The 26,180-nt window shown below is 37.2% G+C and carries 28 protein-coding genes, 2 tRNA genes and 1 other RNA gene; 15 read left to right on the top strand and 16 right to left on the bottom strand.

From position 1 onward, the window contains the following. Positions 1–6 precede the first annotated feature (6 nt). The 8 genes from H3V11_RS06770 to H3V11_RS06735 all read right to left on the bottom strand — a co-directional run bounded on the left by H3V11_RS06770 (position 7) and on the right by H3V11_RS06735 (position 5,073). A complete protein-coding gene (locus tag H3V11_RS06770) occupies positions 7–1,410 on the bottom strand; it encodes a phage tail sheath subtilisin-like domain-containing protein (RefSeq protein WP_198223947.1) in 1,404 nt (467 codons plus the stop codon). Positions 1,411–1,418: 8 nt separating this feature from the next. Further along, positions 1,419–1,925, bottom strand: coding sequence for a Gp37 family protein (locus H3V11_RS06765; protein ID WP_198223944.1), 507 nt, complete (start codon positions 1,923–1,925; stop codon positions 1,419–1,421). A 248-nt stretch (positions 1,926–2,173) separates the two neighbouring features. Beyond that, on the bottom strand, positions 2,174–2,551 hold the full coding sequence (locus H3V11_RS06760) for a hypothetical protein (RefSeq protein ID WP_084547100.1): 378 nt from the start codon (positions 2,549–2,551) through the stop codon (positions 2,174–2,176). A 256-nt stretch (positions 2,552–2,807) separates the two neighbouring features. After that, positions 2,808–2,898: transfer RNA gene (locus H3V11_RS06755), tRNA-Ser, on the bottom strand. 68 nt (positions 2,899–2,966) lie between these two features. After that, positions 2,967–3,422, bottom strand: coding sequence for a DUF441 domain-containing protein (locus H3V11_RS06750; RefSeq protein ID WP_037475441.1), 456 nt, complete (start codon positions 3,420–3,422; stop codon positions 2,967–2,969). Positions 3,423–3,533: 111 nt separating this feature from the next. After that, a complete protein-coding gene (locus H3V11_RS06745; protein ID WP_198223942.1) occupies positions 3,534–4,031 on the bottom strand; it encodes a DUF1841 family protein in 498 nt (165 codons plus the stop codon). Between the two features lie 384 nt (positions 4,032–4,415). Beyond that, complete coding sequence (locus H3V11_RS06740; protein ID WP_084551596.1) at positions 4,416–4,769, bottom strand: STY0301 family protein; 354 nt, start codon at positions 4,767–4,769, stop codon at positions 4,416–4,418. Then, positions 4,756–5,073 carry a BPSL0067 family protein gene (locus tag H3V11_RS06735; RefSeq protein ID WP_174830039.1) on the bottom strand — a complete coding sequence of 106 codons (318 nt, stop codon included), beginning with the start codon at positions 5,071–5,073 and terminating at the stop codon, positions 4,756–4,758. Before H3V11_RS06735 ends, H3V11_RS06740 begins: the two co-directional genes overlap by 14 nt. Positions 5,074–5,206: 133 nt before the next feature. Between H3V11_RS06735 and ssrA the strand changes: the two genes are divergently transcribed. After that, positions 5,207–5,567, top strand: a transfer-messenger RNA (tmRNA) gene (ssrA, locus tag H3V11_RS06730). Positions 5,568–6,038: 471 nt separating this feature from the next. On the opposite strand, the gene H3V11_RS06725 is transcribed toward ssrA, so the two are convergent. The 5 genes from H3V11_RS06725 to H3V11_RS06705 all read right to left on the bottom strand — a co-directional run bounded on the left by H3V11_RS06725 (position 6,039) and on the right by H3V11_RS06705 (position 9,822). Beyond that, a complete protein-coding gene (locus H3V11_RS06725) occupies positions 6,039–6,473 on the bottom strand; it encodes a M15 family metallopeptidase (RefSeq protein ID WP_198223940.1) in 435 nt (144 codons plus the stop codon). 51 nt (positions 6,474–6,524) lie between these two features. Then, the gene (locus H3V11_RS06720) at positions 6,525–6,866 is read right to left on the bottom strand and encodes a hypothetical protein (RefSeq protein WP_084586276.1); all 342 of its coding nucleotides are present in this window, start codon (positions 6,864–6,866) and stop codon (positions 6,525–6,527) included. Positions 6,867–6,869: 3 nt separating this feature from the next. After that, on the bottom strand, positions 6,870–7,358 hold the full coding sequence (locus H3V11_RS06715; RefSeq protein ID WP_084563694.1) for a hypothetical protein: 489 nt from the start codon (positions 7,356–7,358) through the stop codon (positions 6,870–6,872). 297 nt (positions 7,359–7,655) lie between these two features. Then, the gene (locus tag H3V11_RS06710; RefSeq protein WP_110414152.1) at positions 7,656–8,558 is read right to left on the bottom strand and encodes a phage antirepressor N-terminal domain-containing protein; all 903 of its coding nucleotides are present in this window, start codon (positions 8,556–8,558) and stop codon (positions 7,656–7,658) included. 835 nt (positions 8,559–9,393) lie between these two features. After that, complete coding sequence (locus tag H3V11_RS06705; protein ID WP_110414151.1) at positions 9,394–9,822, bottom strand: hypothetical protein; 429 nt, start codon at positions 9,820–9,822, stop codon at positions 9,394–9,396. A 378-nt stretch (positions 9,823–10,200) separates the two neighbouring features. On the opposite strand from H3V11_RS06705, the gene H3V11_RS06700 reads away from it, so the two are divergent. From H3V11_RS06700 to H3V11_RS06680, 5 genes are all read left to right on the top strand, one after another. Continuing rightward, a complete protein-coding gene (locus tag H3V11_RS06700) occupies positions 10,201–10,818 on the top strand; it encodes a LexA family transcriptional regulator (RefSeq protein WP_174830037.1) in 618 nt (205 codons plus the stop codon). 681 nt (positions 10,819–11,499) lie between these two features. Further along, on the top strand, positions 11,500–12,177 hold the full coding sequence (locus H3V11_RS06695) for a LexA family transcriptional regulator (RefSeq protein WP_078474570.1): 678 nt from the start codon (positions 11,500–11,502) through the stop codon (positions 12,175–12,177). 443 nt (positions 12,178–12,620) lie between these two features. Beyond that, positions 12,621–12,842 (top strand): hypothetical protein, encoded by a 222-nt coding sequence (locus tag H3V11_RS06690; protein WP_078474571.1) that lies wholly within the window; start codon positions 12,621–12,623, stop codon positions 12,840–12,842. A 395-nt stretch (positions 12,843–13,237) separates the two neighbouring features. Continuing rightward, entirely contained in the window at positions 13,238–13,486 is a 249-nt protein-coding gene (locus tag H3V11_RS06685; RefSeq protein WP_198209448.1) for a hypothetical protein, read from the top strand. 234 nt (positions 13,487–13,720) lie between these two features. Continuing rightward, positions 13,721–14,467, top strand: coding sequence for a hypothetical protein (locus H3V11_RS06680; RefSeq protein WP_198211206.1), 747 nt, complete (start codon positions 13,721–13,723; stop codon positions 14,465–14,467). 156 nt (positions 14,468–14,623) lie between these two features. Here the strand turns inward: H3V11_RS06680 and argH are convergent, their stop codons facing one another. Both argH and tgt read right to left on the bottom strand, forming a co-directional pair. Beyond that, on the bottom strand, positions 14,624–16,006 hold the full coding sequence (argH, locus tag H3V11_RS06675; protein WP_084552748.1) for an argininosuccinate lyase: 1,383 nt from the start codon (positions 16,004–16,006) through the stop codon (positions 14,624–14,626). A gap of 123 nt (positions 16,007–16,129) precedes the next feature. Continuing rightward, positions 16,130–17,245 carry a tRNA guanosine(34) transglycosylase Tgt gene (gene tgt / locus H3V11_RS06670; RefSeq protein ID WP_198223938.1) on the bottom strand — a complete coding sequence of 372 codons (1,116 nt, stop codon included), beginning with the start codon at positions 17,243–17,245 and terminating at the stop codon, positions 16,130–16,132. A 240-nt stretch (positions 17,246–17,485) separates the two neighbouring features. On the opposite strand from tgt, the gene thrS reads away from it, so the two are divergent. The 9 genes from thrS to H3V11_RS06625 all read left to right on the top strand — a co-directional run bounded on the left by thrS (position 17,486) and on the right by H3V11_RS06625 (position 25,585). Then, on the top strand, positions 17,486–19,393 hold the full coding sequence (gene thrS, locus H3V11_RS06665; RefSeq protein WP_078474576.1) for a threonine--tRNA ligase: 1,908 nt from the start codon (positions 17,486–17,488) through the stop codon (positions 19,391–19,393). A 22-nt stretch (positions 19,394–19,415) separates the two neighbouring features. Beyond that, the gene (gene infC, locus H3V11_RS06660; protein WP_110414147.1) at positions 19,416–19,934 is read left to right on the top strand and encodes a translation initiation factor IF-3; all 519 of its coding nucleotides are present in this window, start codon (positions 19,416–19,418) and stop codon (positions 19,932–19,934) included. 287 nt (positions 19,935–20,221) lie between these two features. Next, positions 20,222–20,419 (top strand): 50S ribosomal protein L35, encoded by a 198-nt coding sequence (gene rpmI, locus H3V11_RS06655; RefSeq protein WP_025330522.1) that lies wholly within the window; start codon positions 20,222–20,224, stop codon positions 20,417–20,419. 12 nt (positions 20,420–20,431) lie between these two features. Continuing rightward, complete coding sequence (gene rplT / locus H3V11_RS06650) at positions 20,432–20,788, top strand: 50S ribosomal protein L20 (RefSeq protein ID WP_198223936.1); 357 nt, start codon at positions 20,432–20,434, stop codon at positions 20,786–20,788. A gap of 276 nt (positions 20,789–21,064) precedes the next feature. Continuing rightward, positions 21,065–22,054, top strand: a complete 990-nt coding sequence (pheS, locus tag H3V11_RS06645; protein WP_078474578.1) for a phenylalanine--tRNA ligase subunit alpha — start codon at positions 21,065–21,067, stop codon at positions 22,052–22,054. Positions 22,055–22,396: 342 nt separating this feature from the next. Further along, entirely contained in the window at positions 22,397–24,754 is a 2,358-nt protein-coding gene (gene pheT, locus H3V11_RS06640) for a phenylalanine--tRNA ligase subunit beta (protein ID WP_198223934.1), read from the top strand. Positions 24,755–24,856: 102 nt separating this feature from the next. Further along, positions 24,857–25,159 (top strand): integration host factor subunit alpha, encoded by a 303-nt coding sequence (locus tag H3V11_RS06635; RefSeq protein WP_025330518.1) that lies wholly within the window; start codon positions 24,857–24,859, stop codon positions 25,157–25,159. Positions 25,160–25,311: 152 nt separating this feature from the next. After that, on the top strand, positions 25,312–25,473 hold the full coding sequence (locus H3V11_RS06630) for a hypothetical protein (RefSeq protein WP_198223933.1): 162 nt from the start codon (positions 25,312–25,314) through the stop codon (positions 25,471–25,473). Positions 25,474–25,508: 35 nt separating this feature from the next. Next, a tRNA-Pro gene (locus H3V11_RS06625) sits at positions 25,509–25,585 on the top strand. Between the two features lie 79 nt (positions 25,586–25,664). On the opposite strand, the gene tssE is transcribed toward H3V11_RS06625, so the two are convergent. Next, positions 25,665–26,072, bottom strand: a complete 408-nt coding sequence (gene tssE, locus H3V11_RS06620) for a type VI secretion system baseplate subunit TssE (protein WP_084550793.1) — start codon at positions 26,070–26,072, stop codon at positions 25,665–25,667. Positions 26,073–26,180 lie beyond the last annotated feature (108 nt).

The raw sequence follows: 26,180 nt of genomic DNA, 5'->3' as shown, positions 1-26,180 counted from the left end.
TCTTTCCTAAGCGGCAGACTGGTTACTAATCAAATTAGCCAGATAAGTACGGGTCATCACACTGGTATTAGTGATACGTTCTGCAGGCAGTTTAGGCGTATAGTCATACTTAATTGGTACCTGCCCTTTACTGAAAGCATCAGCCAGATCATAGTCATAATCCAAGCTAACACTAAAACCAACAATACTCTTCAGCGTACCCAGATAGGTGCGCACTGTACCCAGAAGGCTGTCAATCAGCGCATCATCAATCGGCAAATCAATATACTGTAACTGAGCACGGCGAATTGATTCATTAATCAAATCACCAGTACGCTGTGCAGTTTCAAAGTTTTTAATATGTGTTACTGCCGGGAAACAGGCCAGACGGTTACCCCATAAACGGAAACCAGTACCATAACTATTAAATACCGTCGTGATACCCTTTTCATTCAGACGATTGGTTTCTGCCTGCGGATCATCAATACGTGCAGTCAGCGAAACCTCCATACCCGTTACACCGGACAGTTCACGATTGGAAATACTGAACCAATAACCCTGTTCAACATCAGTTCGCATCCGTAAACCGGCCGCATGAGTAGCCAGACTTTCCAGCTCACCACTGGTACCGGTAACATAGGGATAAAATAATTGCGCCCGATCCGAAGACGTCTGAAAATTAATATTACCGAGTGAACCGCGCCCCTGAACAGCCTGAGTAAGCGTTGTTCCTTTCGGTGCAGCAATATAGGCAATAGCTTCAAGCTTATCAGCCAGAGTAACCATAGCTGCCGCCACAGTCGCTTCCGCATCAAACTGAGGCACAATAATAATTTTTGCATCTGCTCCCAGCCGGGTAAAACCTTCCGTAAGCAGTTCCATCCCTTTGCGTTTACCGGTAGCTGCCTCGTAACCGCCGATAATATCCTTTGAAGTTACCTTACTTGGATCAAGATAAGTATAACTAATAGATACATCTGAACGCATTTGAACAAAAGTCAGCTCACCTGTTTCATTATTCAAAGCATAGTCAGTACCCTCTGATAATGTCTGATTACCAGCTAGAACTGTATAACCTGCCTGTACAGCCGGATGTGCTGTTTTTGCAGTCAGCGTATCACCGTCAATAATCAGTAACTCAGAATCAACGACCGTTTTATGTTTATCCGGATCCAGTACATTCACTACATAAGCAACACCAGACTGATAACGAGTCCAGATATTGGCCGCATCAGGTAAAGTGAAACCTGCACCAGTCAGCAAACCAAACCGACTGAAATCTTTAACAGTCTGACATACAGTTAACTCATTAACCGGACCAGACATACCGGTACCGACAATTGCAGTAATTGCCCCGTCTACGGTATAGACAGGGCTGCTGCCACCATCAATACGAATTGTTTCAACACCATGCAAATAGGCTGCTGCCATGATGATTTTTACTCCTTCGAAATTACAGAATGTGAAATAGCTCTGGCCTTAATCTCACCACGAGTTGGTATAGACTTGACCAAATTTTGCTGATTAATCACCGGACGCTGCTCCACCTGAAGTGTCTCGGTGCGAGCGCGTAACCGGTATTGCCAGACTCCGTCGGCCTCACCCAGAAAGCGCTCACTCAACAATCGGATTTGCTGGCAATGTTCAGGCTGGAATCCCACTAATGCCAGACGTAAAGAATCGAGTAAATCCAGAACACCGTTTTCACCATCCAAAGCACGTGCAAAAACAATAAAACGCAATTGCAAATGCCTTTCCTGTACAATCAGATCCGTACTGCGCGGCTTTTTAAATTTACTGCGCTGATAACCGATTAAGACCGTACCCAGCGAATGAACAAACTGATAATTCTTTAAATTATTTGGCATCAGCTGTACCGAATAATCCGGCAGAGCCTGCTGAATATGTATCAGAATATGGTTCAGAAGAGCCCTTGTTACAGCCATTGACATACCTTTCTTTAATGATCATGCTTCAAAATTTAAGCAATCTTCCCTATTCATCCCGTTAATTTCATTTAAATTGATATAAAAATAATGAATAGTTATGTTCAATGAATAATTATTGAAAGTTAGTTTTATATATATTAAATAAAATTAATCAAAAATCTTAAAATTAAAAAAAGCTACCATAAATTCAAGGCAGCTTGCATATCAACAATAAACTATTGTATTTTAAAACATCTAATTAAATTTCATTCAGCTTTAGATAATAAACAAATATTACGTTCAAACTTATCTTTATTGTTAATATAAAATTCTTGTGTTAAGGGATATCCTCCACCAAAACCACTAATTTTTTCGTTTGCTTTTGCACAAATTGAATAAATAATATTATGATTTTTATCAATAATATCTGTTCGCTTAAGTAACGATCCAACTTTAGGAAATGCAAAATTTCCACTTATTGGTGCCCACCAAAAGCCATTCTGTATCCATGTGGCTCCATCATTGTAAGATATACTGTAATAACCATATTTATAACCTGTGGAATTATTTTCGAAATCCGGTTTTGGAAAATCATTTTGTTCTTCACTATTTATAATGGTAGTCATGTCCAGCTTATTCTCCATAATTCAATCCTTTTATAAAAATTCAAACGGATGTTTTAGTTAAAATTACGTAGCAAGATTTTTTCTTAGTTATCTGCTATGTAATTTAAATTTCAACCTCCATAAATATGAGTATAAAATCACGCGAAAACCGCAATTTAGCAAATAAGTATTATTAATATTGATCTTAATTTATCAATATTAAATAAATATATAATTGCAATTTTTATACCCATAAAAAAATCCGCTTATTTCAAAGCGGATTTAATCTAAAATCTGGCGGAGAGGAAGGGATTCGAACCCTCGATACGCTATTCACGTATACACGCTTTCCAGGCGTGCGACTTCAACCACTCATCCACCTCTCCGTGAGAATGGAATTGCGCGCATTATAACGAGAGCGTATCTTTCTGGCAAGAACTTCGCAATCCGGCTACTATAAAATCAGCGATAACAATCCTGCCGCAATCAGAGGTCCGACCGGTACTCCGCGTAAAAAAGCCACACCAATAATAGTGCCAATCATTAAACCAGTGACAATGGTCGGATTAACCTGCATCAAATGAACACCGCGTCCGCCCAACCATGCCACCACTATACCTACCACTACCGCAGCCATGGTTTTCCAACTGGTTACCAAAGCTGCAATTTGTGCGGGCTGAACCTTACCAGTAATTAAAGGAGCCAGTACCCCTATCATAAGTAACATAATACCCAGTTGCACACCGTATTTTTCCAGTACAGGCGCATATTTAAGCAAAGGCGTTTGCTGCACCAGCAAAATAATCAGTGCAGAAATGGTTACAGAAGGGTTATGCCCGATAATACCCAAAGCCACAAACAATAATAGCAACAAAGCATTTGCATTACTTGCCCAGAAAGACATATTCATCCCCTGATTTAAGATTATTGAAAATAAATACCCGTATCAATCCCATTGCAACGATATGGGTAACTGATACAAATGTACAAAACAATAAACCATAATCAAAGCCTGAGCAATTCATGTTTGTATATCAGAAATTTTTCCGATTTCATGAGGGTTTAAACGAGCCTCATCTTCCTGCCCCAATCCGACCAGACTGCGTAAACGTGTCATATAATCATTAACATCCAGCCCCTGACCATATCGTTGCGCCTGCCATAAAGTTTCAGCCAGAACTTCTATCATATCGTGTTCCGCTTTTACCCAGTCGCCAGCATACTGCTGACACAAACGCTGATGAATAGCAGCAATCCCGAAAGGCTGATCTATCGCTACCTGCTCCTGTACAGACAAATGTAAAGATAAATGCAGAAACGGATTAGTTTCTCCTTCTTCAGGCCGCCATACCCGGGTTAAATACTGCTCGATATTTTCCAGATAAGGTGCATATTCAGTGTGTGCAGTAATAATTCTTAACGCTTTTTGTTGCAGCGCATCCAGCAACTGCGGCTGCTGACGTTTACGCCATACATCCGCAAAAAAATGACGTACATCATTAGTATTGACATCATACATAACAGCACTCATTGCAGACAAAATAATGCAAATTATAAAACAATGACCTTATTACTGATAATTTATTACTTCTATCGCAACCAGTTTCTTCTTAATAATCCTTATTTCTGTAACAGCACATATTTTCAAAATAGATTAATAATCGGACATCAATAACTATTCATTTAATTGTATATCAATCAAAATAAAGAAAAATTAGCTGATGTATACAGTAATTACTGCTAGCCTTACCGCAGCTGAAATAATAAACAAATCATAGATTTTTTATTTTCTTATAAGACAGACTCATCCTATCAATTGGCATTATCAGATTGCCAGTACCGTAACTTCATAAAAAGCTGGCAAATAACATACGATATGAGTTAACTGTTTGCACTAAATGTGCTATGGCATACATTTTACCTGTACTGGTGCCGTTGTTCTTTCACAATAAGCTGCCCCCTTCGCATTAAGAACAATGTAATGAGGGATTTTCTCATACGCACAAACTACTGATGGATCCCTTAATGTATCTAGAACCCATACTTCTTTGTTTTTTTTATACTCAGGTACTAATGATGCTTTCATACATACTGGACCATCATATACCATGACTTCAGTAAGTTTATGAATACCATGTCCGTCAGAAAATGTTGGTGGACAACTCACAACAGGTGTCTGAGCATAGCAATTAAATGAAATTAGTCCAAGAAAATAGACTGAAAATAATATCGCATTTTTCTGATTATTCAATAACATAAAATTGATCCCCATCATTAGAAACGTAGCCATGACCCTTAAATTGGATTGAGCGAAAATGTAAAGGTACGCTATTCCATTGATCATAAACATTTATAGCGGCAGCTGTTCGACTAATATAAATTGCAGTATGGTCATAAAATTTACCATTATTATTGAATGCTGCTATATCTGTAACATATTGAATATTAATTATTTCCTTTAACCCTGGTGCCTTTTTCCAAAAACAAACATGTAGTGCTTTTGCAAAATATTTGACTACAGCAACACATTCATGCAAGTGATTCTCCAACCCAAATTCCATGCTCTTTAAACTCCTCAATTGATAATAATTTATCATTTTCTTCGGAAGTGAAGATTATTTTTCTGGGAAAAGAACCGGTAGCATAGATAACTATGCAAAATCACCAAAAAAAAGTATAATTGCCAGACCATCTGGGGGCGACCTTGGTTTCGACGGGGGTTGCAAAGCAGATGCGTGCATACCGGGGTCTCAGATTCCCGTTAAACACTGAATTTATATAGTCGCAAACGACGAAACTTACGCTTTAGCCGCTTAAGGCTAAACGTTGCAGCGGTTCGCCAATGGGCCGTGTGAGGCAACTCACCGCAACGACATTTACATTGGCTGGTTTAATGTCGTGTTGTCTGGCATTAAACAAGATTTATGGCAACTGGTTTACAAACAGCCTGTCTGTCGGCGGTTTGTGAATAAGATTCGAAGTTGGCAAGACTAAGTATGTAGATCGCTCTGTAGAGGACTTTCGGACGGGGGTTCGATTCCCCCCGCCTCCACCAGTCTTTCTATTTTTATTTCAAATTCTTTCTAATTTCTAAATATCTATATATTACAACCTGTCAAAAATTATAAATATAAAGTTTCATTTCTTTGAAATGCAAAAAAGCTCCCTTGCGGGAACTTGTGTAATCAGCTGTTTAAGGTTAAGCATACCTGTTAATTTTTAAGAATTATAACATATTTTATGATTTAGTCAATAATAATTTTTAATTAATTAAAAATTATTATTGGTAATATTTAAAAAATAAATTATATAATTAATTTTGCTAGACTTTTATCCAATAAACTAATAATCAAAATTATATTATTAAACAAAAATAGACATACTGTTACCAGAAAAATATATCGTTTTATAATCATTTTTATATATAAAAGACTTTAATCAACTGATTTAATCTGATCTTTTTAGCTTGAAAAAAGCAAAAAAATAATTTAAATCAGATAAATTATAGCTATAATTATAAAAATATTTATAAAATTTCAAAATGAGGATAATCCTTACTGGTTTTCCAGTCTCCGCCCCAGATTATCTTCACTCCAAGTTCAGCAGCCGCTTGCTTCATTGCCAGCGCAATAGTCCGGAATTTATTCAAATCAGTCCAGTCAACAGGATATGGAACCAGATCCACAGCTTTGCCTGTAACATGTTTACTGGCATAAGGATTATTTAACCAGGTCACCTTACTTAAATTTGGCTGAGCATATTTTACCGGTATTCCTTTCTGGCTGCATTGTTGTGCCGTTCGCCCCTTACCATAATTAATACAGCATTGCTCACGCGAACGCACCCCTTCAGTTATCATAAAATCCTGATTTGTTATCTGTATAGCCCGCTTTACCACGTTGGCCAGGCTGCAATTGACTCCATACAAACGCTGTAAGGATCGGTTACTTAATTTATACATATTTATCACCCAAAAAAAGCAGCCCAAAGGCCGCTTGATTTATATTTATATTTAATCTTTTGTTGATTTATCACTGCCAATAAACTCTTCTGCTTTTTTACTAACAATATTCATTATGCGTTGTGCCAGTTTCGGTGCAGCAGCTTTAAATGCATCAAGAAACGATGTAGTTGACATTCCTGCAAATACACCAACTCCGGCAAAAAGCCATGGATGATTCTGTGGGAAAAAATAATCAGTTATTGCCGCAGCAAAAATCATTCCCAACAAGACAAATAAAATTGTCATAAACCAACCATAGCGTTTGTAATCTGTAACCAGTAAAGAACCAGCCAGCCCACCTACCAGCGCAAATAAAATACAGACGGAAAAAGCATCTTTTAAAAACTCCATACTTTATCGTCCTTTATATTTAGAATCTTCAATCCGTTTAGCGTAGTTGATCAAATTTCTCCCTGCCAGAGCACATACCACAGCCAGCACAGGATAAGTTGTCATTCCGGTTGTTAATGGTGGATAAGAGGCCCAGAAAGTAGCTGAAATTACAGCCCATATCAATGCTGAAAAAATCAGCAAATATCCAGACAGTACACTGCATCGATTAGACTTAAATATTGCAATAACCAGCTGTGTTAAAGCCACACCTATCAGTAACACAGACAGTGTTAAAGGATGCAATAGCAAAAAACCTTTATATAGTTTCAGATGAAAAACTTCGCTGCCACCCAAAATAAATATGCCAGCAAAACCAATCATAACCATCGCACTGGTAACAGTAATCACTCTTGTACCAGTATCAAACAACCATCTTTGTAATTTATCTGGTAAAAATCTTAAATCCAGCAGTGAATAAAGTAATTGAAATACCAATTCCACATTTTTCATAAATCTTCCATCAAATCCTCAAAAAAAACCGGCTAAAAGCCGGCTTTAATACCAATAGATTATAAATATCTATTTATAATCATAAATATAAACAAATATCTTCCAATATATTTTTAATCTTTTATGAAATTTAAAATACAATTAAATAATATAAAACTATATTTTATATTCATAATTCTGATTTAAATCGTTTGTAATATTGCGAAATATCTTTAACAACAAATTAGCCATACCTTTAATTTTATAGAGCATGGCTAATACTCAGTGAAAATTAAAATACCTCTTCAGCCTGAATGTTTACATCAATTTAGCGAGGTATTCACGTGCTGATTCCTTGGCAGGAGAGTCCGGTATTTTTTCAAATAAAGGTAAGAAAGCTTTATGACATTTATTAAAAATGCTATCCATACCATAGCCAAATTCATGAATTTGAGATTCATATTTACTACCCAGGATACGGAAAGCAGGTAATAAATGTTCATACATCAAACGCATTTTCTGAGAACAAACAAATGATTCATATAAATTTACCAGACTTTGTACCGAAACATGAATTTCGTCTGAACAGTTTTTAGTAACTTCCTTACTGTTAAAATTAACTTTTTTAACAGCAACCCGGCTTAAAAGGCAAATTACATCAATAAATTTAGATGATGGGACTTTTTCATAGCTGACACCATAACGTGTGCGTACAGCCTGCCATAATGTCATAGCCAGTTCAGTCTGTTTTTCAGGTTCAACAGACATTACCAGCTGTTTGTGCAAAGTCTTGATCATGGTAATCTGTGCCGGTAACAATCCAGAAGCGCCATTTTCTTTAACCAATCCAGGTCGGCCACGCTTTTTAGCTACTCTTGATTTACGCCAATGTGAATGAATGGCTTGAGAACACTCATTCTGATACACCCCAACCAATTCCTTCAAACTGTCTTTTACTTTTTTCGGATTAATGCTTTGCAACCAGTTAGTCAGTTTTTTTAACGGAATAACCAGAATTTTTTTAGTGCCACTTTTGTTTGGTATAGATAAAAATCCACAACCATATTTTTGGTAGCAGCCTTTTAATTTACGATGCTGGGTTGACCAATCCAGTCCAATCCCCTGCACCACGGATTTCATGCAAACGTAAATAGTATTTTTGACCTTGACAGTAGCCAAACTACTCCCATGAAAAGAAACAAATGTGATATCATTATCCATTCAAAACTCCTTAAATTAGTCTTGGGTTTTGTTTATTTAATACCTCATAGGTGGCAGCCTTTGAGGTATTTCCTTTTTAAAAATAAATTCTATGTATCTAAATTTTAGTTTTTCAATTTTAACCTTATACAAATTAACCAATATTTAATAAAATATATTTACAAACTATATAATAAGTTGATTAGCTGTTTTAACTTTATGTAAGTTTAAGGTAATATAAACTTAATTGGTTATTAAAATAACCATTTAAAAGCTATAACTTCTATGAATATCCAGATGAAATCTGTATCATTAAATGATATTGAATTAATCGGCCAAATCATTTACAGAGGAGGCTTCTTATAGACTCTTTAATTACAACCTCAATATTTATAATAAATGTTTTCATGAGATATTGAGTCGAGTACTAGAAATGTGCATTCGACTTAATATATAAATATAAAATTCTAAAAAATATTAATAAATTGACTTTTATGAATTACTGTCAATTTGAAAATTTCAACATTTATATATCTTATATTTTAAAATACAAATATTTAATCTATTTTATAAATATTCAATTTCAATTTATTAATATATAAATATTAAACTAAAATTAAATATAAAATAATTAATTAGATACTACTTTAAAAATAAAATATAAGCTGAGCTATAAACCTGCTTTAATTTTACTCATTCAATAACGAAATAAAAAATTTAACTTAATAGCAAAAGGAAGTGAAAACGCTATCTCAAGACGCAAAAAAGCTCCCTTTCGGGAACTTTAATTATCAGCTGTTTAAGGTTAAGCATACCTATAAAATATAAATGTATTATAATCATTGTAAACTAATTGTCAAGAAGAAAACCGAAAATATTTTTTAAAATCTGATTGTGTTTTCATTTCTTGCCAAAAAAGCCACAAACTTTGTTCAATTGACTCATTCCAGTCCTTACTGGAATAACGTCTACGCTGATTACGTTTGATTGTATTTTGGTTCTGACGTTTATATAAAGGACTTAATTTACAGTATTTACTGGATAATAAAGCAAAAGCTTCACGATTTTTGTAAAACAGATTTCCCATAGATGCTTTTACCATATCATACACTTCTGGCTGATAAGTAGGATAAAGTGTCTGCTGAACTTTTTTTTCCGGTGTATGTGCCTGATATTTCCATTCTATACTTCGGCAATGCCCTTTTTTGATTGTGTCTCTCATGCAATATTCATAAGCGCGCAATACATTTTCCGCCAGATCTACTTCAAATTTATAGTCTTTCATAGATATACCTTAATCTAATAAATATGCTATTTGATTTTATTTTACAATAAATGGTTTAATTTATTATATTTTTCAATTAGGAATTAATATTTAAAATATACACTCAGATTAATATTGGTTAAATATTTTTTTGTAAAATCATATGATTCCTTTTTTATATAATAGATATTCCTTATAAATTAAATTATGCATTTGTATTATCATATAATTTAATAAATATATCTTTACTTATGCCTTAAATAAAATTGATTATAATTAATAGAAGCAGTAATTATCTATTAAAATTGTCATAATAATAAGTTAATAACTAATAAAATGCAATTCATTGCCTAATTATATAATCACTAAATAAGATTAGGTATAAACTAAGGGTCAATTATGTATACTGGTAAAAAATTAGGTGAGGCAATTAAATCGGCGATTGAACTCAAAGGCGTCCGCAAAGCGGATGTAGCTCGTGCATTTGGAATCAAGCCGCCTTCAGTAACTAGTTGGATCCAGACTGGTCGTGTAGATAAAACACATATTGACAAGCTGGTTTCATATTTTGCCGATGTTGTTCAACCTGAGCATTTTGGTATTGGTTCATTTGAAACTAACGAAATTTTGTTTAATGGTTATAAAGTGCCCTTACTATCATGGGTAGATGCTAACAAACAGCTGGACAAAAATGCTCTAACAGAAAGCAATATTATCTGGGTACCAACACTACGCAAACCTGGAAACCAAGCATTTGCACTTGAAGTTAAAGGTGATAGCATGGAACCTGAATTTACTACAGGCGACAGAATTATTGTTGATCCAGAGCATTCTGTAAAAAATGGCTGTTTTGTTATTGTGCGTGAAAATGACAGCGAAGCCATGTTTAAGCAGTATATCAGTGAGGGTAGCTATCATTATTTGAAACCACTTAATAATCGCTACCCGATTATTAAAATGTCTGATAACTTTTATATTTGCGGGGTTGTCATAGAAAAATTTAAAATATATATCTAAAAATTTGACTTGTTTATTGCTAATTTTTGAATACTTATAGCATTAAATGAATAAACATAGAAAAATATTTATTACTAGCTTAGATATTTTGGAACCAAGGAAATTATCCCCTACCAATCTGAAAAAATCAAGATTAATTAAAATGAATTTTATTCATATAAATTCATATTTTCTGCAAATCAGTTTAATATAAATCAGCACAATGCGTAAAATTAATTCCGTCTTATTATGTGTTAATAAATTTTAATTTTACAATAAATATTTAAAATCAAAATATTATTTTTATAGCAAAATGGATGAATCAATTATCACTTAAGAATTGAACTATTAATAGCAAATTTGTGCAGCGTTTTTTATTGGTAATTATGACCATACTAGCTCTGATTAACTCTTAATACTTTACTAGTTAATATATAGCTCTAAATATTAATAGTAGCATATAGCATAGTTGTTACTATTTTTTAATAAAATGTGATGGGATTATAATTAAGCCAATATTTGATAACAAATCTGAAGCCTATAATAAATTCGATAACACTTTAAAATATAATATAACCGCTCATTTATGATGAATTATAAACAAATCTTTATATAAATTTATATTAAATAAATGATAAAATTAGGCTATTGAAGCATTATTACAAATGTGATAAATTTTGACTTTTATTCAGAAAGTGATCCATGACCACATTCGGCGAACGTCTGGCTAAGCTTCGTGAGGGTAAAAATCTTTCACAGGCTAAATTAGCAAAAATGGCAGGCGTTCCACAAAGTACAATAGCTCAAATTGAAACAGGCAGAAATAAAAGCACCAAAAAAATCATAGAGCTTGCAGAGGTTCTTGATACCACACCGAATTACTTATTAAACGGTGTAAAGGACTTAAGCGTCGTTCCGTTATCCTCTGAAATTGGTAGTTATTCTGACAAAAATATTAGTAACAGTATTGGGGCATATGTGAAGATTCCATATTATGATATTAGTTTATCTGCAGGTATGGGTAACGCAACCTGGATAGTTCGTGATACTCAAGATAAATTGCTTTTCAGAGAAAGCTGGTTACAAAGAAAGGGGCTTGATGAGTCATCTCTTAAAGCAATGTATGTCCGTGGCGAATCTATGGAGCCATTACTCTATGACATGGATACAATTTTGTTAAACATAAATGATCTGGAAATTGTAGATGGCGGTGTATATGCAATAATCTATAAAAACAGATTATATATAAAAGAATTACGCAACACAGAAAATGGTATAGATATTATTAGCTATCATCGTGACTATGAAACTATGCATGTTACACAGGAAACATATGATCAATTCAAAGTGCTTGGTAAGATGGTCTGGCGAGGAGGTTAAAAGTCTAAATTCATACCGCTATCCAATAGCGGTTTTTTTTACGTCATTCAATCACAAAATTAATCTTTAAAACATATAATAATCAAATAATTATAAAATTTACACTTAAATTATCACAAAAATGATTGCAAATATTTAATTACAATTGTAATATATACACATGGAAAAAGTTAAGAAACTAATGGCTTTAACATTAAACAAAACTTTAAAAAGGAAGAAATTTATGACGGAACTAATTACTCTTTTTCATAAACTTAGGTTAAATAACTTTTGTATATTTTATTTGTTAATTATTTTCTAAATAGACTTTAGCCAAAACAGAATTAAAGTGAGTTTAAAAACTACAGCATATTTGTCACATATAAGTATGTTTCAGTTTTTAGAACTTGGTAATAGCAAATTTTTTATTACTACCACTTAATCATATTTTCAAGGAGCTAATTATGTTGGAAATTGTCAAACCTTCAAGCGAGAGAATTACATATCCGGTAGCTCGCAGAGATCCGGAATATGGATTTATTGTTTTATTTTTTTCTGAAAGCCATGGAGTAGTTATTTCTACAACTGAAGAAAATGAGTACAACATCGGCGACACATCTCTTAGTTGGTTATCTTGTAAAAATAGTGATGATTGGGAACCAATCGATATAACCATTTCTGGCTAAAATCAACCGTTATAAGTACTGAGAACATAATAAAAATAGATTTGAATAAAATTAATACACTTACCTTATTTTGATTAAAACATAAATAAGAATTTAAATAAATACATAAAAATATTAATTTATTAATTAATAAAAGCATGATGAAATAGTATATTTGCCAAAACACATAAGCAGGTCTACAAAGGAGAAACATTGATAAATTATTGATTATCATGCAGGTTAATTTTTTGACTACCTTTATCAGTATCAAATTTTTTTAATCATCTGAAAAATTGTGATAGTCAGTATTTAATAAAGAGAAACATGAGGAAATCAAACGAGGAAAAAAATAAGAAAAAAGTTATGAACAGTAAAGAATATAATCTTATAAGCGCTGTTATATGAGAGGCATAGTAATGATTAACAATAAAATAACTTTACTCCATTTTAAAGACGAGGAACTGATTAACTATGTATGGCAAAATAGTGAAAAATTTACCAACACCTGTTTAGAAACAGAACTTTGTAAACGCCTGGATAATCGTCTGAATTGGATAAATCCGCTGCTATTACAGCAATATGGCTATGCAGATTGTAGTGCTTTAATAGCAGATCTGGATATGCTTGCCCGACTACGCAACTACTTTTACCCTAATATTGAATAATAAAATAAATAAAAAGATATATGAATACATTCATTGTATCAGCTGCTAAAATTCCTTATGACATAATCGTAAATTTCTATGAAATAAACCCAACTGATTAAATGCTATCCATGATATAAGACTAATTACTGTTGATCTTAAATATAATAATAAATTATATAAGCAAAATTTATATAAATAATGATAATATGTTTTATTAATTGTCAGAATTCTTCTTAATTTAAAGGAATTTCTATGTGGCTGAAATTTAAAAAATGTTTTTTAATATTCGCAGTTGTAGAAATAGTTACTTCATGTAGCCATATAATTGAAAACTCACTAGATACAAAATCATCTACTCATGCATCAGATACCATACCTGACAATAAACGGATGATAAATAACAAGGATATTCAACCACCAATTTCACAGGAAACCATATCTGATATCTCTGTATCAGATTTATTAAAAAATTTACCCGATTATACATCTGATAGCTACGCCGCCGATCGAGGTGTCTTCAAAAAAGTAAATATTTATGACAGTTATGCAGCAATTAATCCCAATGCTTTCAAAAAGGTAAATGTTGACAAGTACGGCAAAAGGCTAAAGGCAAAATATCAGCTCAAGCTGAATACAGATAATATTGCAAGTTTGAAACATAATACTACATATCTTGATAACCTGAATATTTCTACGATATTAAAAGAAAGGTTATACAAAGCATATCCTGATAGTAAATATAAACCTGAGTTAGACGCTGCTGTAAAGAATATAGCTGCTTCATTATCTGATAGAAATAATTTTTTTATAAATAACTCAGATCAATTCGAATATCAATTTCTTCCAATGGTAAGCGATTTCTATTTTGATTCAAACGGAAAATTCATTAGTATAAGCTATCGTATTAAGATTCAAATAGAAATCAAAAATATAAACAAACCAATAAAAATAATTGTACCAATAGTATTCAGAGCCAAAAAATATAATTATCTGAATTAATACTTTAAGCCGGTATGCACTGCATACCGGCTGTTTGATCCTGACAAATTATTCAGAGGAGATAATCTGAATTTAAATCCAATAATATAAATCAGACAAAAATATCTGACCCGTTTTTTAATATCCTCATAACCAGCTAAGCTGGTTTAACAAACGCTAAACCGCCTGCAAATACTGACGCCAGCGAGCAACCTGTGCGCGTACCTGAACCGGCGCAGTACCGCCAATATGATTACGGGCAAGAAGACTGCCCTCAGGAGAAAGTACCTGATAAACGTCTTCTTCTATCAAGCCGGAGAAAGACTGTAATATATCCAGCGGTAACTCACTTAATTCCCGTTGCTGCTCTTCTGCCAGTCGGACAGCACGTGCAACGACCTCATGACTATCGCGAAAAGGTAAACCTTTTTTAACCAGATAATCAGCCAGGTCTGTTGCTGTTGCAAAACCTTGCAAAACTGCCGCACGCATATTTGCAGGTTTAACGCTAACACCTCGCATCATCTCTGCGTAAATACGCAAAGTATCTGTCAAAGTATCAACTGTATCAAAAAGCGGCTCCTTATCTTCCTGATTATCTTTGTTGTATGCCAGTGGCTGTGATTTCATTAAAGTAATCAGCCCCATCAGATGTCCTACAACTCTTGCGCTTTTTCCACGTACAAGCTCAGGTACATCAGGATTCTTTTTCTGCGGCATGATACTGGAACCAGTACAGAACCGGTCGGCAATGTCAATAAAGCCAAAACGCGGACTCATCCAGTAAATTAATTCTTCACTCAGACGGGAAAGATGTACCATCAGAATGGATGCTGCAGCAGTAAACTCAATGGCAAAATCGCGATCAGACACTGCATCCAGAGAATTCTGGCAAATTTCTTCAAAACCAAGTAATTGAGCAGTTATCTCGCGTTGAATAGGAAATGTCGTTCCGGCCAGAGCAGCCGCACCCAATGGCATACGGTTTACACGATGACGGCAGTCCAGCATCCGTTCACTATCACGCCCCAGCATTTCCACATATGCCAGCATATGGTGGCCGAAGCTTACAGGCTGAGCTACCTGCATATGAGTAAAGCCCGGCATCACCACCTCTGCATTTTTATCGGCCAGATCAACCAAAGCAGATTGTAAATCTTTAATTAACAGAACAATACTGTCTATTTCATCACGCAGCCACAAACGAATATCTGTAGCAACCTGGTCATTACGACTACGTCCAGTATGTAAACGTTTACCGGCATCCCCTACTTTCTGAGTCAGTAAATGTTCTACATTCATATGAACATCTTCCAGATCTACTGACCAGTCAATTTTACCGGCAGCAATTTCTGCCAGGATTTCCTGCATACCGGTTTTAATTGCTGCAAGATCTTCTGCACTAAGCACGCCAGACTGATGCAGCATCTGTGCATGCGCCAGAGAACCCTGAATATCACATTGTGCCAAACGTTTATCAAAAGTTATTGATGCTGTGTACTGTTTAACCAGTTCACTTACCGGTTCATGAAAACGGCCTGACCAGGCTTTTTCACTCATACTTGCTCTCCACTATAACTCAACAATATTCAAAAAATTTACTAACTGCAGATTATAACCACTAGCCTGACATCATTTGCCTCTATCATATAAAGACAATAGTCGCTACCGTGCTTTTTCTGATCACAATACACCCCGGGCACGCTCAGCATGAAAGCGTGTTTGAAAATCTTCGAATTTACCAGCTTCAATAGCCAGACGCATTTCTGCAGTCAGTATCTGATAATAGCGCAAATTATGTATCGTATTTAACTGTGCACCCAAAATCTCGCCCACACGCTGTAAATGATGCAGATAAGCCCTGCTGAAATTGCGACATGTGTAACAGTCACAGCTTTCGTCCAGCGGACGCTGGTCATGCCAGTATATGGCATTTCGGATTTTTACATCACCAAAACGGGTAAACAGCCAGCCATTGCGAGCATTGCGGGTAGGCATAACACAATCAAACATATCAATGCCGCATGCCACACCGTATACCAAATCTTCAGGTGTACCTACTCCCATCAGATAATGTGGTTTATGTGCCGGAAGTTTAGGTCCGATAGCACGCAAAATACGGTACATTTCAGGTTTTGGTTCACCCACAGACAGCCCGCCTACAGATAATCCGGGAAAACCAATTTCCTCCAGTCCGGCCAGTGATTGTTCTCGCAGATCCTCGTACATTCCACCCTGAACAATACCGAATAAAGCATTCGGATTATTCAGGCGTTCAAACTCATTTTTACTGCGTTCAGCCCAGCGCAAACTCATTTGCAGAGATTTTTCGGCTTCTCTGGCATCTACATTTCCGTCAGGACACTCATCCAGCTGCATGACAATATCTGAATTGAGTACCGTCTGAATCTGCATAGAAATTTCAGGAGACAAAAACAGCTTGTCGCCATTAATAGGACTGCGGAAAGTACAGCCTTCTTCTGTTAATTTACGCATTTGTGCCAGTGAAAATACCTGAAAACCACCGGAGTCTGTCAGTATTGGCCGGTTCCAGCCAATAAAATCATGTAACCCGCCAAAATCACGGATAACATCGAGTCCGGGTCTGAGCCACAGATGAAAAGTATTGCCCAGAATAATCTGTGCCTTGATTTCTTCCAGATTACGCGGCGACATAGCCTTAACTGAACCGTATGTTCCTACCGGCATAAATACTGGTGTTTCCACCGTACCATGATTCAACTCCAGAGTACCACGACGCGCAAAGCCATCCGTGCGCTTTAAAGAAAATTTCAGCATATTAAATAATTCAGAGGCAAAAATTATGACAGAATATATTATTATAGCCTAAAGCACCACATTTCGCCGACCAAGCATTGCCAAGCAAAATCCAAATCGCTAAAATAAATTATTTGACAGAAGCAAAAGTGCATTTAAGTAACTTTGGCTTCTATTTACCCTTATAAATATAATCAAAAGCAGCCATTTGATTTTCTCACTTGTATCAAGCGAGTCTGGTCTGTTGTTTGTGGAGTATGCATGCTGAACATCACCCTGCCTGACGGTTCTGTCCGTCAGTTTGAAGCGCCATTAAGCATAGCTGACATTGCCGCTTCCATAGGTGCAGGCTTAGCCAAAGCCGCAATTGCCGGTAAAATTAACGGTAAACTGGTAGATACATGTGATCAGGTAACAGAAGATGCACAAGTCAGCATTATTACAGCCAAAGATAAAGAAGGTGTCGAAATCATTCGTCACTCCTGTGCACATCTGGTTGGTCATGCTGTTAAGCAATTGTATCCGGAAGCCAAAATGGTTATCGGGCCGGTAATTGAAGACGGCTTTTATTATGACATCTGGTACGAGCGCCCATTTACACCCGAAGATATTGCTGCAATTGAAACTCGCATGAAAGAATTGATTGCACAAAATTATGATGTAATTAAAAAAGTTACCCCTCGCGAAGAGGTAATTAATGTATTTAAGCAGCGTCATGAAGATTATAAGCTGCGCCTGATTGAAGATATGCCTGATGAAAAAGCTATGGGTCTGTATTACCATCAGGAATATGTAGATATGTGTCGCGGACCACATGTCCCTAATACTCGCTTCCTCAAGAATTTCAAACTGACCAAGCTTTCAGGTGCCTACTGGCGCGGCGATGCTAAAAATGAACAGCTGCAACGTATTTACGGCACAGCCTGGGCTAGTAAAGAAGATCTGAATGCTTACATCCAGCGTATTGAAGAAGCAGAAAAACGCGATCACCGCAAACTGGCAAAACAAATGGATTTATTCCATTTGCAGGATGAAGCACCGGGTATGGTATTCTGGCATCCCAAAGGCTGGTCACTGTGGCAGGTTATTGAACAGCATATGCGTCGCGAGCTGTCTGCTGCCGGCTATCAGGAAATCAAAACACCCATGATTATGGATCGCACATTATGGGAAAAATCCGGTCACTGGGATAACTACAAAGAAAACATGTTTATTACTGAATCAGAAAAACGTGTTTATGCTGTAAAACCCATGAACTGCCCTGGTCACATCCAGATTTTTAATCAGGGGCTGCGCTCATATCGTGATTTACCGCTGCGTCTCGCTGAATTTGGTTCTTGCCATCGTAATGAACCATCTGGTGCCCTGCATGGCCTGATGCGCGTACGCGGCTTTACTCAGGATGATGCGCATATATTCTGTACCGAAGATCAGATTGTCAGTGAAGCAAAAGCATTCAATGAGCTGGTAATGCGTATTTACCGTCAGTTCGAATTCAATGATGTAGCGGTTAAATTATCCTTGCGTCCGGAAAAGCGCGCTGGCTCTGACGCCATCTGGGACAAAGCTGAACAAGGACTGCGTGATGCACTGACAGCCTGTGGTGTAACCTGGGAAGAACTGCCCGGAGAAGGCGCTTTCTACGGACCTAAAGTAGAGTACCATATTAAGGATGCATTAGGCCGCTCATGGCAATGCGGTACCATTCAGCTGGATTTCGTTCTTCCGGAACGTCTGGGTGCAGAATATGTAACAGAAGAAAACGGACGAGCCCGTCCGGTAATGCTGCATCGCGCCATTCTAGGTTCACTGGAACGCTTTATCGGCATCCTGATTGAACATCATGCAGGTGCATTTCCTCTGTGGCTGGCACCTGTACAAATGGTAATCATGAATATTACTGAATCACAAACCGAATATTGTCAGCAACTTGCCACGCGATTAACCGCAGAAGGATTCCGCGTGCATTTAGACTTGCGTAATGAGAAAATTGGATACAAAATCCGAGATAACAGTACGCAACGCCTACCCTATCAACTAGTTATAGGCGAAAAAGAAAAACAGGACAACAAGGTTGCCGTTCGCAAACGCGGCGGTGAAGATCTTGGTCAGATGGATATTGAAACATTCATTAGCCAGCTGAAACAAGAAGCCTTGTCTCTTCATTAAACCGTGAATAAGGAGTACGACCATCGCTCAAGAACGCGAAGCACGCATCAACGGTGAAATCACCATTAAAGAAGTGCGTTTGATTGGTCCAACTGGCGAACAGTTGGGTGTAGTATCGACTCAGCAAGCCCTGAAACTGGCCGAAGAGCACGATGTGGATCTGGTGGAAATTGCCCCCACTGCCAAACCGCCCGTCTGCAAATTAATGGATTTCGGTAAATTCAAATACGAGCAATCCAAAAAACGCGACGAGCAACGCAAAAAGCAGAAACAGGTACAGGTTAAGGAAATTAAATTCCGGCCTGGTACCGATGAAGGTGACTATCAGATTAAATTGCGTAACATTGTTCGCTTTTTGACTGACGGTGATAAAGTAAAAGTTACCTTACGTTTCCGCGGACGCGAAATGGCACATCAGCATCTGGGCGCAGAACTACTCAAGCGTATTCAGGCTGATTTAATCGAAATTGGTACCGTTGAGCAGTTTCCAAAAATGGAAGGTCGCCAGATGGTAATGATTATTGCAACGAAGAAAAAATAATCATTAACCGGAATTTCAGCCTGTCTTAAAAAAGTCTCATTTTATCTCAGTAAAATGAGACTTTTCATTTTATTAAAAACACAAATAATAACTTAACAAATTCGGATATATCTGGTCATAAGTTATTAACGCTATATTGTCTTAGCAGTACAGGTATATTATAATCCGCATCTTGTGCATCGCCGCTGTGCATGAATCAAATTTTAAGCGGCAAAAACCGTGGTGTGCGGGTTAAAGTGCTGAATTCAGCCACCCCTCGCCTGATCAAACAACAATGGAGTTTTCCCATGCCGAAAATGAAATCCAAATCAAGCGCGAAAAAACGCTTTAAAGTATTGGGTAACGGTGGTGTAAAACGCGCTCATGCGTTCAAACGTCACATTCTGACGAAAAAAACCACCAAAAACAAACGTCAATTGCGTGGCACCTCTATGGTGAATGAACGCGATATGGCTTCTGTTCATAAAATGTTACCCTACGCTTAAGGAGTTTAAATTATGCCTCGCGTAAAACGTGGTGTTACCGCTCGTGCACGTCATAAAAAAGTTTTAGCGTTAGCCAAAGGCTATCGTGGTCGTCGTAAAAACGTCTATCGCATTGCCAAACAGGCAGTAATGAAAGCCGGTCAGTATGCTTATCGTGACCGTCGTCAGCGTAAACGTCAGTTCCGTCAGTTGTGGATCGTTCGTATTAATGCAGCAGCCCGTCAGAATGGTTTGTCTTACAGCAAATTCATGAATGGCCTGAAAAAAGCTGCCATTGTTATTGACCGCAAAGTACTGGCTGATCTGGCTGTATTCGATCAGGCTGCATTTGCTCAATTGGCAGCACAGGCAAAAGCTGCTTTGGTCTAACAGACAAAAAGCTTAGCAAAAAGGAAACTTCGGTTTCCTTTTTTTGTATTTCTGCTTTAGTAAAAAATTTCCTTCATTGTTCCATCAATATTTAGCATTGTTGAACAGATGAATTTCGCGCTAAAATAATCTTTTAGTACATATTTTATTATAAATTGTTATATAGCTCATTTAAGATCTGATATACGGTAATCGATAAAATACAGCTGCCATATTCAGCAAAACTAAAGAGCATCAAAACATATTTTCATTATATTTTAAGTAAAGAATCTTGTTATGGAAAATGCCAACCGCATCGTTGCCGAAGGCATCGCTGCTGTTAATTCAGCCATTGATTTACCTGCATTAGAATTAGTAAAAGCCCGCTATCTTGGTAAAACAGGTGAATTGAATGCTTTATTAAAAACATTGGGTAAAATGTCGCCAGAAGAACGCAAAACAACTGGCGCACATATCAATGAGTGTAAAAACCAATTTCAGGATGCATACAACCGACAACGTGATGCATTAAATGAGGCAAAACTTCAGCAGCAACTGGCGGCAGAAGCGCTGGATGTTACCCTGCCCGGACGCGGACAAAATCTCGGGGGTTTGCATCCGGTTACCCTTACTTTGCAACGTATAGTAGAACTGTTTCATAGCATGGGTTTTACTGTAGCAGACGGACCGGAAATAGAAGATGATTTTCATAACTTTCAGGCTTTAAATATTCCACCAAATCATCCGGCCCGTGCTATGCAGGATACTTTTTATGTAGAAAATGGTAACGTACTGCGCACCCATACATCTCCTATCCAGATTCGTTACATGCTGGATAAAAAAGAGCCTCCGATTCGCATTATTGCTCCCGGACGTGTATACCGCGTCGATTCAGATGCAACACATTCTCCCATGTTTCATCAGGCTGAAGGATTATGGATAGAAGAAGGCGTTACTATGGCCGATCTGAAAGCAGTCTTTACAGACTTTATCCGCCGTTTCTTTGAACGCGATGATTTACAGGTACGGTTTCGCCCTTCCTTCTTCCCGTTTACAGAACCTTCAGCAGAAATTGACATCATGGGTGAACGCGGCTGGCTGGAAGTAGGCGGCTGCGGCATGGTACACCCCAATGTATTAAAAAATGTCAATATAGATGCAGAAAAATATACAGGTTTTGCCTTTGGCATCGGTCTGGATCGCTTTGCCATGCTTCGCTATGGCATTAATGATTTACGCCTGTTTTTTGATAATGACCTGAATTTTCTTAAACAATTTCAGGATTAAGATTACTGATCATGTAACTGACAGGTAATACTGAGCGGACTAAATCCCGTAAATATAGCGATTAAATAGTTAGATTTTACATTCAGCCAGTTATCAATTACTGATTGTACAGAATACCGGACACCGTATTAAAAATGAATTTCTCAGATTTAACCTACCGGAAACTGCCAGAAAATTATTTAGTCCAATTAAGTAACCTGAACTAATTTCATTAATCAAAGATATCAATTCCAAAAGTAAAAAAAAGCGTCTGTAAGGCTTTATAATCGTGTCACTGAGCATGCCTGAATCAGCCTCCGAACTTTTGGATTAAACCGAAACAGAATATATACTGGAAGCATCATGCAATTTTCTCAAAATTGGTTATATTCATGGATTAACCCTGAATTATCTGCACAAGAGCTGGCACATTTATTAACCATGGCCGGACTGGAAGTAGAAGAAACCACCCTGGCTGCCCCTCCATTTCATGGGGTGGTCATCGCCGAAGTTAAATCTGTAATCAAACATCCGGATGCAGACCGTCTCAATATTACACAGGTTGATGCCGGTACAGGAGAACTGATACAAATCGTTTGCGGTGCTCCTAATGTACAACCGGGAATCAAAGTACCCTGTGCATTAGCCGGAGCCGTCTTACCGGGTGATTTCAAGATCAAACCAACAAAAATGCGCGGACAAGTCTCTAACGGAATGCTGTGTTCTGCCAAAGAATTAGGTTTACAAGATGAAGTAAACGGCTTACTGATTCTGCCTGCCGATGCACCAGTCAGCAATAATATCCGCGATTATCTCAATCTGGATGATGCTCTGCAAACCTTAAAAATCACACCTAACAGAGCAGACTGCCTGAGTATAAAAGGCATAGCACGTGAGGTGGGCGCTTTAACCCAGAAACCACAAAATCCAATAAAGATTGTTACTAATCCATCAACACTGGATGCCAGCCAGCCTGTCACCATCGAAGCACCGGAAGACTGTGGCCGTTTTATCAGCCGGATAATTCGCGGAATTAATATTAATGCTGTAACGCCTGCATGGTTAAAACAGCGGCTCGAACGCAGTGGTCTGCGTAGCATTAATCCTCTGGTTGATATAGGTAACTATGTCATGCTTGAGCTGGGTCAGCCAATGCATATGTTTGACGAAGATAAAATCTCCGGCAAACTGATCGTGCGGCGTGCCCATGAAGGTGAAACACTGGAATGCCTCAATGATAAAACCGTAACTCTAAGCAGTAACACACTGGTAGTAGCTGATGAAAAACAGGTTCTGAGTATTGCCGGATTAATGGGTGGTGTTGACAGCTCAGTAACAGACAGTACGCGTAATGTTGTGATTGAAAGCGCATGGTTTACCCCGGATATCATTGCCGGAAAAGCACGGCAGTATGGATTCGGTTCAGATTCATCATTCCGTTTTGAACGCGGAGTAGACTTTAATTTACAACAACAAGCCATTGAACGGGCAACTACGCTGATAAAGGAAATCTGTGGCGGTGAAATTGGTGCAATTACAGAAGCAACCGGTAATCTGCCTGCAGTTAAACAGGTAAAAGTACGTACAGCAAGAGTAGCAAAAGTATTAGGCGTTGCCATTGATTCAGCCAGAATTGCCATTATCCTGCAGCATTTAGGACTGGAGCCACAAGCTTGTGAAGATGGCTTTATTGTTACCTCACCCAGCTTCCGTTTTGATATTGAAATCGAAGCCGACTTGATAGAAGAAATTGGCCGCGTGTATGGTTATGAAAATATTCCCAATGATCATACCAATGGCAAATTGAATATGGTAGCTTTGCCGGAAACACAAAAGCCACTGTTTAGTGTTTACCATCAACTGGCTAATAGCGGCTATCAGGAAGTAGTCAGCTACGCATTTGTAGAAGAAGCATGGGAACGCGATCTGGCCGGTAATACTGATCCGATTCGTTTACTAAATCCGATAGCCAGTCAGCTCAGCGTTATGCGCTCTACTCTGTTTGGCGGCCTGATTGAAATATTACACAATAATCTGAACCGTAAACAAAACAGAGTACGATTATTTGAAGTAGCACGTGTATTTCAAAAACAAAACCAGCAATATACACAAACCACAAAAATTGCCGGTCTGGCTTATGGTTCTGTCTTTCCTGAACAATGGGCAGTACCCACTCGCAACACCGATTTCTATGATGTCAAAAACGATGTTGCAGGCCTGTTAAGTGCACATAAAGTAAATTATCGCGCGGCACAGCATCCTGCACTCCATCCAGGCAGAACCGCTGAAATTATCATTGATAATAAAGTAGTTGGTATTATTGGTGAATTGCATCCGCGCTGGACACAAAAATACGACCTGCCCTTGTCGCCTATTTTATTTGAGCTTGATTTAAGTGCTGTTCTGGCACAAGCCAGGATTACTTATCAGCCAGCATCTAAATTCCAACCAGTACGGCGTGATCTGGCCTTTATCATCTCCGAACAAACTACTGCTGAAGAGCTGATCAATGTGTTGTCTACTGTGAAACATCCAGCCATTCAGGAAATATCTGTTTTTGATGTTTATCGCGGTAAAGGTATGGCGGAAAATACGAAAAGTCTGGCGGTCAAAATTATTTTACAAAGTACAGAACAAACCTTAACTGATGAAGAAGTTGAAGAAATAATGACAAAACTCATTGATACAGCAGCCACAATTGGTGCACAATTACGTACTTAAAAAATTCAAACTGGGCAATTTGCCTAGTTAAAAATTTACATACTTGAAAACAAAAACTAATTTAGGGATAATAATGCCCTCTTTAATGAAAGAAATTCTGATATGACGCTGACAAAAGCTGAACTTGCTGATATTCTAGTTGAAAAAGTTGCCGGCATGAGCAAACATGATGCCAAAGAAATTGTTGAACTATTCTTTGAAGAAATTCGCAGTACTCTTGAAAAGGGTGAGCAAATCAAAATTTCCGGTTTTGGCAATTTTCAGTTGCGCGATAAACCACAGCGCCCTGGACGTAATCCAAAAACCGGGGAGGAAGTGCCAATCTCTGCCAGACGCGTTGTTACTTTCCACGCATCACAAAAACTGAAAGGCATGGTTGATCACTATAACGGAAAGCAAGCTTAAACAACACACACTTGTCCGTATCAACATAGTGATATTTCACTCTCGAAGAGCTATGCCGCCTGGCAGACATCAGTGCCAAGCAATTCTCTGTCTGGCAACAGACACATGGCATTATTGTAGGCTATGGCGGTAAGCACTATACCCGTGCTGATGTGATTAAAGTCAGACAATTGCGCGACAGCTTTACACCATATATAGACCCATTTACACGTAATCAGGTAGATGCTGATGGTAATCCCGTCATTAATGCACTGGAAACCCGTCAGCAAATTGAAAAAGTAGTAGATAACCTGAATAGTGTACTTGCTAAGTAATACGATTACTTTTATAATCGCTTCCTTTACAAAGTCGGAGTGTGGCGCAGTCTGGTAGCGCACTTGCATGGGGTGCAAGGGGTCGAAGGTTCGAATCCTTTCACTCCGACCAAAATAAATAAAAATACAGCCAGTCAGGCTGTATTTTTATTTTAACAATTTCACATATCGTTCGATACTGAATAAATTTATTATCGAAATACTCTAACCGCCTCATCACCATCAAATGTAGTAGAAAACCGAATATAACCAACCTCTTTTAATTGACATAATAATTCATAGGCAATAATAAAATCCGAAGATTTATTTTCAACCATCTGAATTTGCAAAGCCTGTACACGCGGTTCATATTTTAATAAAGTTAAAGTGATATATTTCTGCAATACAGACAGGCTGGAGGGTAAATGACGATAAATAATGCTTAAATCAGGTAACCCGTAATCAGGTATATGTTTCACACTTCCTCGACGCGTATTTAATATGCGCTCGATATTATTCATAACACTATAAATATAGCGTTCTTTAGGATCCAGACTATCAAACGGAACATCTCCAGAAAAATTTAAAGTAATTTTTTCCAATAAAGACGCATCAATCATAATAAATTTATTTACGCTTTCATAATATAAAATAATTATTTAGGTTTATTTAATAAATAACCATCAGAATATTTTACTATTAGTACATCAATTATTTATGACATACTA

It is taken from the genome of Snodgrassella sp. W8158, assembly GCF_016100435.1.
GTDB classification, from domain to species: Bacteria; Pseudomonadota; Gammaproteobacteria; order Burkholderiales; family Neisseriaceae; genus Snodgrassella; species Snodgrassella alvi.
The sequence above is the reverse complement of the archived record's forward strand: the minus strand, read 5'-3'. Positions and strand labels throughout refer to the sequence as shown.

Bases quoted from the DNA above. Each gene is read 5' to 3' on its own strand.
- H3V11_RS06770 (WP_198223947.1), bottom strand. From the start codon at position 1,410: ATGGCAGCAGCCTATTTGCATGGTGTTGAAACAATTCGTATTGATGGT.
- H3V11_RS06765 (WP_198223944.1), bottom strand. From the start codon at position 1,925: ATGGCTGTAACAAGGGCTCTTCTGAACCATATTCTGATACATATTCAG.
- H3V11_RS06760 (WP_084547100.1), bottom strand. From the start codon at position 2,551: ATGGAGAATAAGCTGGACATGACTACCATTATAAATAGTGAAGAACAA.
- H3V11_RS06750 (WP_037475441.1), bottom strand. From the start codon at position 3,422: ATGAATATGTCTTTCTGGGCAAGTAATGCAAATGCTTTGTTGCTATTA.
- H3V11_RS06745 (WP_198223942.1), bottom strand. From the start codon at position 4,031: ATGTATGATGTCAATACTAATGATGTACGTCATTTTTTTGCGGATGTA.
- H3V11_RS06740 (WP_084551596.1), bottom strand. From the start codon at position 4,769: ATGTTATTGAATAATCAGAAAAATGCGATATTATTTTCAGTCTATTTT.
- H3V11_RS06735 (WP_174830039.1), bottom strand. From the start codon at position 5,073: ATGGAATTTGGGTTGGAGAATCACTTGCATGAATGTGTTGCTGTAGTC.
- H3V11_RS06725 (WP_198223940.1), bottom strand. From the start codon at position 6,473: ATGTATAAATTAAGTAACCGATCCTTACAGCGTTTGTATGGAGTCAAT.
- H3V11_RS06720 (WP_084586276.1), bottom strand. From the start codon at position 6,866: ATGGAGTTTTTAAAAGATGCTTTTTCCGTCTGTATTTTATTTGCGCTG.
- H3V11_RS06715 (WP_084563694.1), bottom strand. From the start codon at position 7,358: ATGAAAAATGTGGAATTGGTATTTCAATTACTTTATTCACTGCTGGAT.
- H3V11_RS06710 (WP_110414152.1), bottom strand. From the start codon at position 8,558: ATGGATAATGATATCACATTTGTTTCTTTTCATGGGAGTAGTTTGGCT.
- H3V11_RS06705 (WP_110414151.1), bottom strand. From the start codon at position 9,822: ATGAAAGACTATAAATTTGAAGTAGATCTGGCGGAAAATGTATTGCGC.
- H3V11_RS06700 (WP_174830037.1), top strand. From the start codon at position 10,201: ATGTATACTGGTAAAAAATTAGGTGAGGCAATTAAATCGGCGATTGAA.
- H3V11_RS06695 (WP_078474570.1), top strand. From the start codon at position 11,500: ATGACCACATTCGGCGAACGTCTGGCTAAGCTTCGTGAGGGTAAAAAT.
- H3V11_RS06690 (WP_078474571.1), top strand. From the start codon at position 12,621: ATGTTGGAAATTGTCAAACCTTCAAGCGAGAGAATTACATATCCGGTA.
- H3V11_RS06685 (WP_198209448.1), top strand. From the start codon at position 13,238: ATGATTAACAATAAAATAACTTTACTCCATTTTAAAGACGAGGAACTG.
- H3V11_RS06680 (WP_198211206.1), top strand. From the start codon at position 13,721: ATGTGGCTGAAATTTAAAAAATGTTTTTTAATATTCGCAGTTGTAGAA.
- argH (WP_084552748.1), bottom strand. From the start codon at position 16,006: ATGAGTGAAAAAGCCTGGTCAGGCCGTTTTCATGAACCGGTAAGTGAA.
- tgt (WP_198223938.1), bottom strand. From the start codon at position 17,245: ATGCTGAAATTTTCTTTAAAGCGCACGGATGGCTTTGCGCGTCGTGGT.
- thrS (WP_078474576.1), top strand. From the start codon at position 17,486: ATGCTGAACATCACCCTGCCTGACGGTTCTGTCCGTCAGTTTGAAGCG.
- rpmI (WP_025330522.1), top strand. From the start codon at position 20,222: ATGCCGAAAATGAAATCCAAATCAAGCGCGAAAAAACGCTTTAAAGTA.
- rplT (WP_198223936.1), top strand. From the start codon at position 20,432: ATGCCTCGCGTAAAACGTGGTGTTACCGCTCGTGCACGTCATAAAAAA.
- pheS (WP_078474578.1), top strand. From the start codon at position 21,065: ATGGAAAATGCCAACCGCATCGTTGCCGAAGGCATCGCTGCTGTTAAT.
- pheT (WP_198223934.1), top strand. From the start codon at position 22,397: ATGCAATTTTCTCAAAATTGGTTATATTCATGGATTAACCCTGAATTA.
- H3V11_RS06635 (WP_025330518.1), top strand. From the start codon at position 24,857: ATGACGCTGACAAAAGCTGAACTTGCTGATATTCTAGTTGAAAAAGTT.
- tssE (WP_084550793.1), bottom strand. From the start codon at position 26,072: ATGATTGATGCGTCTTTATTGGAAAAAATTACTTTAAATTTTTCTGGA.